Origin of the sequence: Marinobacter sp. S6332 (assembly GCF_023016045.1) — a bacterium.
Lineage (GTDB): Bacteria > Pseudomonadota > Gammaproteobacteria > Pseudomonadales > Oleiphilaceae > Marinobacter.
Genome location: NZ_JALKAP010000011.1, coordinates 144,272 through 155,515, shown reverse-complemented (window position 1 = coordinate 155,515; position 11,244 = coordinate 144,272). Strand labels below are relative to the sequence as shown.

At 51.8% G+C, this 11,244-nt stretch carries 9 protein-coding genes, 1 tRNA gene and 1 rRNA gene; 4 read left to right on the top strand and 7 right to left on the bottom strand.

What is annotated here, in order from left to right:
• Positions 1-4: 4 nt before the first annotated feature.
• The 3 genes from MWU62_RS15400 to tyrS all read right to left on the bottom strand — a co-directional run bounded on the left by MWU62_RS15400 (position 5) and on the right by tyrS (position 3,300).
• Positions 5-81: transfer RNA gene (locus MWU62_RS15400), tRNA-Ile, on the bottom strand.
• A gap of 107 nt (positions 82-188) precedes the next feature.
• A 16S ribosomal RNA gene (locus MWU62_RS15395) occupies positions 189-1,729 on the bottom strand.
• Positions 1,730-2,097: 368 nt separating this feature from the next.
• A complete protein-coding gene (gene tyrS / locus MWU62_RS15390; RefSeq protein WP_247115717.1) occupies positions 2,098-3,300 on the bottom strand; it encodes a tyrosine--tRNA ligase in 1,203 nt (400 codons plus the stop codon).
• Positions 3,301-3,592: 292 nt separating this feature from the next.
• Between tyrS and MWU62_RS15385 the strand changes: the two genes are divergently transcribed.
• The gene (locus tag MWU62_RS15385) at positions 3,593-4,984 is read left to right on the top strand and encodes a peptidoglycan DD-metalloendopeptidase family protein (RefSeq protein ID WP_247115716.1); all 1,392 of its coding nucleotides are present in this window, start codon (positions 3,593-3,595) and stop codon (positions 4,982-4,984) included.
• Between the two features lie 6 nt (positions 4,985-4,990).
• Positions 4,991-6,088, top strand: a complete 1,098-nt coding sequence (locus tag MWU62_RS15380; protein ID WP_247115715.1) for an anhydro-N-acetylmuramic acid kinase — start codon at positions 4,991-4,993, stop codon at positions 6,086-6,088.
• 66 nt (positions 6,089-6,154) lie between these two features.
• Here the strand turns inward: MWU62_RS15380 and erpA are convergent, their stop codons facing one another.
• The 4 genes from erpA to argC form a co-directional block, all read right to left on the bottom strand.
• Entirely contained in the window at positions 6,155-6,487 is a 333-nt protein-coding gene (gene erpA / locus MWU62_RS15375) for an iron-sulfur cluster insertion protein ErpA (protein ID WP_247115725.1), read from the bottom strand.
• Positions 6,488-6,571: 84 nt separating this feature from the next.
• On the bottom strand, positions 6,572-7,051 hold the full coding sequence (locus MWU62_RS15370; protein WP_247115714.1) for a polymer-forming cytoskeletal protein: 480 nt from the start codon (positions 7,049-7,051) through the stop codon (positions 6,572-6,574).
• 2 nt (positions 7,052-7,053) lie between these two features.
• Positions 7,054-7,815 carry a DUF6776 family protein gene (locus MWU62_RS15365; RefSeq protein ID WP_247115713.1) on the bottom strand — a complete coding sequence of 254 codons (762 nt, stop codon included), beginning with the start codon at positions 7,813-7,815 and terminating at the stop codon, positions 7,054-7,056.
• Between the two features lie 9 nt (positions 7,816-7,824).
• Positions 7,825-8,862: an N-acetyl-gamma-glutamyl-phosphate reductase gene (argC, locus tag MWU62_RS15360; RefSeq protein ID WP_247115712.1), complete on the bottom strand. Its 1,038-nt coding sequence runs from the start codon at positions 8,860-8,862 to the stop codon at positions 7,825-7,827.
• Between the two features lie 168 nt (positions 8,863-9,030).
• Here argC and MWU62_RS15355 point away from each other — a divergent pair, with 168 nt between their 5' ends.
• A complete protein-coding gene (locus MWU62_RS15355) occupies positions 9,031-10,806 on the top strand; it encodes a chloride channel protein (protein ID WP_247115711.1) in 1,776 nt (591 codons plus the stop codon).
• Between the two features lie 3 nt (positions 10,807-10,809).
• Entirely contained in the window at positions 10,810-11,232 is a 423-nt protein-coding gene (gene hemJ, locus MWU62_RS15350) for a protoporphyrinogen oxidase HemJ (protein WP_247115710.1), read from the top strand.
• The last annotated feature ends 12 nt before the right edge of the window (positions 11,233-11,244 follow it).

The following is an 11,244-nucleotide window of genomic DNA, read 5'->3' as shown; positions in this document are numbered from 1 at the left end:
ATTTTGGTGGGTCTGGGTGGACTTGAACCACCGACCTCACCCTTATCAGGGGTGCGCTCTAACCACCTGAGCTACAGACCCGGTTTTGCTTGCCATAGACAAGCCAAGTCGGGCCTGAAAGACCCTTGCTCTCTTTATCAATCAACCAAGTAATTCGTGTGGACTCTGACCGAAGCGTCGACTTCGTTTAAGGAGGTGATCCAGCCCCAGGTTCCCCTAGGGCTACCTTGTTACGACTTCACCCCAGTCATGAACCACACCGTGGTAATCGTCCTCCCGAAGGTTAGACTAACTACTTCTGGTGCAATCCACTCCCATGGTGTGACGGGCGGTGTGTACAAGGCCCGGGAACGTATTCACCGTGACATTCTGATTCACGATTACTAGCGATTCCGACTTCACGGAGTCGAGTTGCAGACTCCGATCCGGACTACGATACGTTTTGTGAGATTAGCTCCCCCTCGCGGGTTTGCAACCCTCTGTACGTACCATTGTAGCACGTGTGTAGCCCTGGCCGTAAGGGCCATGATGACCTGACGTCATCCCCACCTTCCTCCGGTTTGTCACCGGCAGTCTCCCTAGAGTTCTCAGCATAACCTGCTAGCAACTAGGGATAGGGGTTGCGCTCGTTACGGGACTTAACCCAACATCTCACGACACGAGCTGACGACGGCCATGCAGCACCTGTGTCAGAGTTCCCGAAGGCACCAATCCATCTCTGGAAAGTTCTCTGCATGTCAAGGCCAGGTAAGGTTCTTCGCGTTGCGTCGAATTAAACCACATGCTCCACCGCTTGTGCGGGCCCCCGTCAATTCATTTGAGTTTTAACCTTGCGGCCGTACTCCCCAGGCGGTCAACTTAGTGCGTTAGCTGCGCCACTAAGGATTCAAGATCCCCAACGGCTAGTTGACATCGTTTACGGCGTGGACTACCAGGGTATCTAATCCTGTTTGCTCCCCACGCTTTCGCACCTCAGTGTCAGTGTTGGTCCAGGTAGCCGCCTTCGCCACTGGTGTTCCTTCCTATATCTACGCATTTCACCGCTACACAGGAAATTCCACTACCCTCTACCACACTCTAGCCAAGCAGTTCGAAATGCCGTTCCCAGGTTAAGCCCGGGGCTTTCACATCTCGCTTACTCAACCACCTACGCGCGCTTTACGCCCAGTAATTCCGATTAACGCTTGCACCCTCCGTATTACCGCGGCTGCTGGCACGGAGTTAGCCGGTGCTTCTTCTGTGAGTGACGTCAATCTTCCAGAGTATTAATCTGAAAGCCTTCCTCCTCACTGAAAGTGCTTTACAACCCGAAAGCCTTCTTCACACACGCGGCATGGCTGGATCAGGCTTGCGCCCATTGTCCAATATTCCCCACTGCTGCCTCCCGTAGGAGTTCGGGCCGTGTCTCAGTCCCGATGTGGCTGATCATCCTCTCAGACCAGCTACGGATCGTTGCCTTGGTGAGCCATTACCCCACCAACTAGCTAATCCGACTTAGGCTCATCCAATAGCGCAAGGTCCGAAGATCCCCTGCTTTCCCCAAAAGGGCGTATGCGGTATTAATCCGAGTTTCCCCGGGCTATCCCCCACTACTGGGCAGATTCCTAAGCATTACTCACCCGTCCGCCGCTCGACGCCTGATAGCAAGCTATCTTCGTTTCCGCTCGACTTGCATGTGTTAAGCCTGCCGCCAGCGTTCAATCTGAGCCATGATCAAACTCTTCAGTTTAAATCATACAAGAATCCGAAGATTCTTAATTCTTGCTCAAGACAAAACTCAATTTTCGACGAGTCGCTGTCTTGGTATTTCTTGTCGAAATACTCCAGTCAGCGCCCACACGAATTACTTGGTCAATTTGTTAAAGAGCGTTTGAGCCGTTGCTCAATCAAGGTGGCGTATTCTACATCGTCTCGCCGCCTTGTCAACCGTTTAATTAAAGAAAGTTCAAACTCGCTTTCTTTAATACTTTCAAACAGTTGCCTCCTCGTTCCACCCCATCTCAGCGGTGTGTCCCTCGAAGGAGATGCGCATTCTACAGACACACGAATTTCTGTCAACGGGCATTTTGATAAAACTTCAAAACAACCTGAAATCGATCAAGCAGTGATCAAAACCCGGGCAATTTTCTTCTTTCCGGCCTGAATGACACAGCTATCACCCTCAACAAAGGCACGATCGCCCTCAAATTTCTGACCATCAACAAATACCGCACCTCTCCCCAAAACGTCACGCGCAGCTGCACCATTCTTTACCAGACCCGATAGACGCAATACTGAAGCCATCAAAATCTCGGGCTGACCTTCCAGTGAAACCTCTACATCGGGTACGTTCTCCGGGATATCCCCCAGCGCAACCCGATTGCCAGCCGACTTGTGGGCTGTCTGCGCCGCCTCTTCATTATGGAAACGCGTGATAATCTCTTCCGCCAACAGCTTTTTATAGTCCTGCGGGTTTGCACCCTCATCTACAGCCGTTCTGAACTCGTTAACCTCTGCAATCGGGCGGAAGCTCAAAAGCTCAAAGTAACGCCATAGCAGTTCATCAGGTACGGAAAGCAGCTTGGTGTACATTTCGCCCGGCGAGTCATTAACACCTATATAGTTGCCGAGAGATTTAGACATCTTCTGAACGCCGTCCAAGCCCTCCAAAATCGGCATGGTAAGAACCGCCTGGGGCTTCTGCCCGTAGTGCTTCTGCAAAATACGCCCCATCAGAAGATTGAATTTCTGATCTGTGCCGCCCAACTCAACATCTGCCTCTAAGGCAACCGAGTCGTAACCCTGTATTAAAGGATAGAGGAATTCGTGGATAGCGATGGGCTGTTCGGCGCGGTAGCGCTTGGTGAAATCATCACGTTCCAGCATCCGGGCGACCGTGTACTGCCCCGCAAGACGAATCATATCCGCAGCAGCCAATTTACTCATCCACTCGGAATTGAAAACCACCCGCGTTTTCTCGCGATCCAGAATCTTGAACACCTGCTCTTTGTAGGTCACCGCGTTTTGAGCCACTTGCTCATCGGTTAGCGGTGGGCGGGTTGCACTTTTACCTGAAGGGTCACCAATCTTGCCGGTGAAATCACCAATCAGAAAAATAACCTCATGACCAAGGTCCTGAAACTGGCGCAGCTTATTGATAAGGACAGTGTGCCCAAGATGAAGGTCGGGGGCAGTAGGGTCGAAACCCGCTTTAATGCGTAAAGGACGACCTTCCTTTAGCTTTGCAATTAAGTCATCTTCGGGTATCAGCTCGTCTACACCGCGCTTGATAATGGCAAGCGCTTCATCAATAGGTGCCATGAATCATTCATCCCCAATCAGTTTCGCAATTTATCAGTTACAGACCTCTACAAAAGAAATCTGTGAGTTACCCGGCGCCCTGCTAAAGTGTGAACGCTCAGTTTTTAAACAATTTCACGCAGTCTGGGCGGGCGCATTATATCAATGACGTCACAATAAATCCGACCGGCAGCGTAACAACCGTAATGTTCTGCGCTGTTACACATACTTTTTATACGGTAATCTGTTGGTCTATACTTGAACAATAGCTTTAATTGGGTAGTACAAGCTGCCGGAATACCGATTAAAACGGATGCGACACGTGCTGAATATGTTACCAAAAACCCACATTACCATCGCTGCAGCTGCAACAGTTGTAGTGACTACCGCAATTTTGATGAGCCCCAGCGCAGAAGTTGAGGCCAAGCGAATGTCCTACACGCTGGATCTTGAGCAGGGCCAAGCTTCGGCAATTATCTCGCAAAAGCCACAACAGGAACCTATAAAGGCCCCTAAGCCAGCAGCTATAGAGCAACACTCAGAAATCACACCGCAGCAGGCTGAGTCGGCTGTTGCACCGGAACCCGAGATTCGTCTAACTTGGCAAGCATTTAAGATTAAGTCAGGTGACACCCTATCCTCACTGTTTAAGAAAGCCGGGTTGAATGATGGCACCATGCTTTCCGTCATTCATGGTGAGGGAGAAGCAGACAAGCTGCAGCGTTTATATGCAGGAGAAACGATTCGCTTCGCTATTGATAGCGAGGGCGAGCTCGCGGCAATTGAGCTCCAGCGTAGTTTGCTGGAAACGCTGAAAATTGAGAAGCAGGAAAGCTCTTATATCGGTCAGACTGAGCAGCGGGAACCAGAATCCAAGCCAGCATTTGCATCCGGCACCATCGACGGCTCGCTTTACCTCGCAGCACGGGATGCTGGCCTCAATGACCGGCTGACTATGGAACTTGCAGGCATTTTTGGCTGGGATATCGATTTTGTATACGATGTTCGCAAAGGCGATCAATTTGAAGTCGTATATGAAGAGCTCTACCTTGACGGAGAGAAGTTCAATACTGGTCGTATTCTGTCGGCACGCTTTGTAAACCGTGGCAAAGAAAACATCGCTGTACTCTACACAGACAGCAATGGCGATAGCGACTATTACACTCCGGATGGAAAAAGTATGCGCAAAGCTTTTTTGCGCACCCCCATCGACGCGCGAATTTCTTCTTCGTTTAATCTCCAACGCCGCCACCCCGTGCTAGATGTTGTCCGCCCCCATGAAGGAACAGATTATGCTGCGCCGCCGGGCTCTCCTATCAAAGCGGCCGGTAACGGACGGGTGCAGTTTTCTGGCTGGAAGGGTGGCTATGGCCGCACCATTGTTCTAAAGCATGGCGATAACATCACCACACTTTACGCACACATGAGCCGGATCGGTAAAGGCATGAAAAACGGCGCACGAGTCAAACAAGGCGACATCATTGGCTACGTTGGTTCATCGGGCATGGTGACGGGGCCGCACCTGCATTACGAATTCCGCGTGAACGGCTCACCTCGCAACTCCCGAACTGTGAAGCTACCAGATGCCCAGCCCATTCCGGCTGCCGAGCTGGCAAGGTTCAAAGCCCATACGGAACAGCAGGTTGCACAATTTGACGCCTTCAGAAGCAACTATAAGCACCTAGCTTTGGCCTCGGAAGACTAAAACCGAATGGAAACCTGGCTCGGGCTCATGTCCGGCACCAGCATGGACGGCATAGACGCTGTGCTGGTGTCTTTTCAGGGTGAATCCCTTTGTACTCATGCAACACGATCCTCCCCCTACCCTGAAAATCTTCGCCAACGGCTAATACTAGCAAGTCAGAATCAGGCCACGCCAGACGAAGTGGGAGAGCTTGATACTCTCGTCGGGGCGCTTTTCGCAGACGCCGCAGAAGCCCTTATCCGAGAATCCTCCGTAGACAGATCCTCCATTCGAGCTATCGGCAGCCACGGACAAACCTTACGGCATCAACCGTCGGGGCCCGCTCGATTCTCTCTTCAAATAGGGAGCCCATCTATTATCGCGGAAAAGACCGGCGTTACATCCGTAGGTGACTTTCGCAGTAGAGATATGGCTGCCGGAGGGCAAGGCGCTCCGTTGGTTCCGGCCTTCCACCAGCATTACTTTGGCTCAAAAACCGAGGACAGGTGCATTCTTAATCTCGGTGGCATCGCCAACATCACCTGGATTCCGTCTGATCCCGGTACCCCTGTAACGGGCTTCGACACCGGGCCCGCAAACGCCTTAATGGACGCTTGGTGCCAGGATCAAACTGGCCGCTCTTACGATGAGGATGGTCAGTGGGCTCAGGAAGGGATTGTTGATCAGGCACTACTCAGCGACATGCTTTCAGACGCGTACTTTGAGCGTTCAGCCCCCAAGAGCACCGGAAAAGAAAAGTTTAACCTCAGCTGGGTCAAAACCCTTGTACAAAGACACGAGGAGGTTCGGCCAGAAGACGTTCAGCGCACTCTGCTTCAGCTGTCTGTGATAACAGCTGTAAGGCAAATGCCTCAGTCGCCGGCCATGGTCGTGTATGCTTGCGGAGGAGGCACCCGTAATCGACTGCTCATGAGCGAGCTTGCTCAGGCACTTAGCCCTATACGTATACTCAGCACTGCTGAATTGGGCGTTGACCCACAGTGGGTGGAGCCCACGGCCTTTGCATGGCTGGCCCGTCAAACCATCTCTGGTCTGCCGGGGAATCTGGCGGAGGTAACCGGAGCAAGAGGCCCACGGATACTTGGGGCAATTTACCCCGCATAAAACGAACAGCCTTTACCAACGGATAGCGCCTTTAAAGAAAGGCTCAACTTCCATAGTGGCAAGACATCAAATAGTGAACGAACTGCCACAGCCGCAAGTAGTGCTAGCATTGGGGTTTTGCACAACAAACTGGGAGCCTTGCAAGCCCTCTTGATAATCGATGGTAGCACCAACCAGATATTGGTAGCTCATCGGATCAACCAATAGCACGGCCCCGTCCCGCTCTATAACCGTATCTTCTTCATCCTGACTTTCATCAAACGAGAACCCATACTGGAATCCGGAGCACCCCCCGCCGGTAACGAACACACGCAGCCTGAGGTCGGAATTCCCTTCCTCGTCAACCAGTTCTCGTACCTTGTTGACTGCACTATCGCTGAAAAACAGCGGTGCTGCCATTTGTTGCTGGACTACACTCAAGTTTGCCTCCGGATTACCTGATAGAACTACAGGGATTATGGTATTCCTGAGTAAAACAATCAACTATTCAGATTTACCGCTATCTTCTTCAGAAAACTCGTTACCCTCTGTAGCCGATAGGTTATTACTCACCTCAGCGTGGGGGGGCTTATCTTGAGACAACAATCCCGACGGTTCGCGTTGATGAACGAGGTTGCCATTTACTGATGAACCCATGGCCATCTGGATAAGATTGTAATAAACGCTACCGTTTATGGCTGCTTTTTCGGCGAGTTCAAGATGCGCAGACGCATGGACATCGCCATGAACTGTGCCATTAATAATAACGTGCGGGGCATCTATATCACCGGTAATTTCACCGACTTCGGAGACTCGTAAAACCGCATCACTGCCATCTTCAGCCAGCACTTTACCCCTGATGTGGCCGTCTACATGCAAGCCGCCCGAGAAACGCACATCGCCCTCGATAGTGGTGCGCGAGGATATAAGGGTGTCAAAGCTGCCGGCGGGCCGGCGGGGCTTTTGCTTTTTTCTCCCAAGCATGTCTAGTTCTCCGTTAAATCATCCCAGTCGAATGTACGTTCAGCCTGAGAGGATTTGCGCCCCTCGGCCTGAGCAACCACCTGCACCTCCAGTGGCTCGAACCCCTTAGGCAAAGCCAGCTTACCCTCCACATCCTGAAAGTACCGAAAGCGGAATTTGACACCAAGATCTTCTATTTCTTGGGATAGGTCGCGTAGCGCAATAACTTCTTTTTGCGCATCACGCATACCTATAATGTTGACCGCAACCACTCCAGAAATGTAGCTCTTGTTGTTGCCCACCTGAGTCAGCACCAACTTGAAGCTATACACTCCATCCAAACGATCGCTGGCCAGAGAAAAGCGGTCAACCTGCAAGCCTTTGCTGGTCTCCGAAGGGGCCATAATATTTTTATAGAAAGTTAAATCTGACTGCAGTGCGCCAACGCGAGTTTCCAGATCAACGATTATGTTCCGGGCCTGACCCAGAGCTTGCTCGTCAACCAGCTTTCCACGCTCAAGATTAACCAACTGCTGCTGCGTTTCCCGATAATTGCTCTCCAGAGCTGCAATCTCGACTTCTAACTCTGCAATTTTAGACTCTAACTGCTCATTAGAGGCCTCCGCATTAATAGAGCGAGAGCCTCCTTGAACCAAACCGCCATAATAACTGGCTGCGGCAGCGATAACGGTTAAAATAATTAGAATGACCGCCCACCTCAACCGGTCTCCCGGGCGACGGCGGATAACCACATATTCATCTGCCGGTTTCCGTTGTTCGCTCACGGGTGTTCCTTAGGGCAAGAGTGCGGGTGCTTCGAGGCCCAGAGTTTCTTTCATGCCAAACATGATGTTCATGTTCTGAATAGCTTGGCCAGCAGCTCCTTTAACGAGGTTATCAATAACCGAGGAGATGATCACAATGCTACTCTGTTCCTGACGGTGCAAAGCCATGCGGCACAAGTTAGCGCCCCGCACACTGCGTGTTTCGGGATGGCTACCGAACGGCATTACATCCACAAATGGCTCATCGCCATAGCGCTCTTCGAACAGATTTTGCAGGCGATCGAAATCAACCGGGTTTTTCAGTTCCGCGTAGAGCGTCGCCTCGATGCCACGAATCATCGGCACCAGATGTGGAACAAAGGTAACGCCGGTTTCCACGCCAGCTGCATTGGACAATCCTTGACGAATTTCCGGCAAATGACGATGACCTGATGCACCGTAGGCCTTGAAGCTCTCGCTTATTTCACCATGCAGCATACCGATCTTGCCCTGCCGGCCACCACCACTGGCACCGGACTTTGCATCGGCAATCAGACGTGAAGGGTCAACCAGGCCCTGCTCCAGCAGAGGAAGGAGACCAAGTTGGACAGCAGTTGGGTAGCACCCCGGGTTGGCAACCAGCTGCGCCTTGGAAATTTCATCACGCACAACTTCAGGCAGCCCATAAACAGCCTTCTCTACCCACTCCGGCGACTCGTGTGGCATACCGTACCATTGCGACCAAACCTTCAAGTCTTTAAGACGGAAGTCAGCCGATAGGTCGACCACCCGCACACCTGCAGCCATTAAGTCGGGGATCATTCGCATGGCAACACCGTGTGGTGTTGCAAAAAACACCAAATCACAGGCTGACAGCACTCCGGAATCCGGCTCTGAATAAGCCAAATCAAAATGCCCACGGAGGTTCGGGTACATGTCGGCCACCGGCATTCCGGCCTCCGACCTTGAGGTTATACAACTAACCGTAACTTCCGGATGGACAGCGAGAATTCTGAGCAGTTCGACGCCGGTATACCCGGTGCCGCCCACAATACCTACTTTAATCAAGTTACTCTCCAGCGACGTCGTGTACAGATTTATGGGTCGTTCTTTGTAGCTTAGCTACTTAGTCTATCATGATAAACCAACGACTTATTGCAGCTTGCAGAGCGACAGTTACAATGATGTCAGAAACCCTCTGGGAAACCATCCCCCTGTACCGGAACTCCGGCACTCATGAATAAATTCTGGCACCATATTGGTGAGAAATTCATCTCTGCTTTCCCGCGCCGACTATCCGGCGTGGACTCTTTGCCGCAACTGGCTATTCTTGGGCTGCTATCCGGATTGGTAACCGGCGGGGTCATTCTAGTTTTCCGTTTGGCCATTGAATGGCCACTAGAGTACTTCCTGCCAGGTGAAGGCTCCGAGGCCTTCGAGAGCTTAGACATTCTTACTCGCGGACTATTACCGCTGGCTGGCGCTCTTGGCCTTGGCCTTCTGCTACACCGGCTAGCCACCCATGACAGAAAGGTCGGCGTTGTTCACGTAATGGAGCGCTTGAATTACCATCAAGGGTACATCACAGCACGCAGCGCAGTTATCCAATTCATTGTTGGTGTTACCACCGTTGTTACCGGGCAATCGGCGGGCCGCGAAGGGCCTGCTGTACATTTGGGCGCTGCGTTTTCCAGCCTTATGGGACAGTGGATGCGGCTACCAAATACCAGCATTCGCACGCTAGTTGCCTGTGGCTGTGCAGCGGCCATTTCCGCCTCGTTCAACACGCCCATCTCCGGCGTCATTTTCGCCATGGAAGTGGTGATGATGGAATACACCATTGCCGGTTTTACACCCATCATTCTTGCTGCCGTAAGCGCTGCGATTGTATCGCAGGTTGTATACGGCACCGAACCCGCGTTCAGCGTGCCAGCGCTAACAATGAACTCACTGTTGGAGATACCCTGGATTTTAGTGATTGCCGTTGTTATCGGTGTTGCAGCTGCGCTGTTTATCCAGCTGGTCGATTCCATGGGGCGCTTCAACCATCGCCCTATTTTGCTCCGAGTAATCATTGCCGGTGTATTGATGGCACCGGTCGCTGTTCTTGTGCCCCAAACAATGGGCATCGGCTATGACACCGTGAATGAGACCATTAATGGCGAGCTAGGCTTCTGGCTGCTGCTAAGTGCAGGAGTGGCAAAATTGTTGATCACGGCCCTGACTGTAGGCTTGGGCATGCCCAGCAGTATTATCGGCCCAACGTTGTTCATGGGCGCAACACTCGGTGGCGCAATGGGACTAGTCGGCGCAGAAATATTGCCTGCTCAATCCTCATCGGTTGGCTTTTACGCCATGCTTGGAATGGGCGCGATGATGGGGGCGGTGCTGCAGGCGCCTTTGGCGGCACTAATGGCTTTAATGGAGCTAACACGTAACCCGCACATTATTCTTCCGGGCATGCTGATTATTACAACGTCTTCCCTTATCACCAGTGAAGCCTTCGGTAAAAAGTCGCTATTCCTAACCGTTCTGAAAAGTCAGGGCCTGAGCTACCAGAGCTCCCCGGTTATTCAGGCCTTGCGCCGGGTCTCTGTGGCCGCGATCATGGACAAAAGTATTCTGCGCATCGAGAGGCACCTGACCCCCGAAGAGGCACGAAAAGCTCTCAAGGCGGAACCGAAATGGCTAGTGGTAGAGGGCAGCACTGGCCCAACAACTCTTTTGCCAGCTGTTGATCTGGCACGGTATCTAGAGGATTCAGAGGAGGTGGCTAGTACTGATGAGACGTCCCCTGTCGAGTCTATTGATCTGATGGACATCCCTGCAAACCGGCGTGATATAGCGCCAGTGCAATATCAAGCCACGCTGGAAGAAGCGATGCATGAGTTTGAGACCAGCAGTGCGGAGGCCCTATATGTGCAGCGCCATGTGGCACCAATGATTCAACGGGTTTATGGCGTTGTCCTTAAATCTGACATCGAAAGCTATTATCAATATCGACGGAGTTGACCAATGCTATGGGTTAAAGCCTTTCACATAATTTCTCTGGTGTGCTGGTTCGCGGGTATTTTTTACCTGCCAAGGCTGTTTGTATACCACGCTGCCTGTGAGGATGAGCCGGGGCGCGAGCGTTTCAAGATTATGGAGCGCAAGCTTTATCGGGGTATCACCACACCCTCGATGATCGCCACCGTCATTTTTGGTGTCTGGCTACTCAGCTATAACCTATCCGGATACTTCAGCCAAGGCTGGCTACACGCGAAACTTCTACTGGTGGCAGTGCTGATTGCCTATCATTTTTATTGCGGGTACCTAGTCAAGGTTTTTCGCGACGATCTCAACACACGCAGCCATGTATTCTATCGCTGGTTCAATGAGTTACCGGTGCTTATCTTGCTCGCAGTTGTTATTCTCGCTGTTGTTAAACCGTTCTAGGGAGTTTTAGCC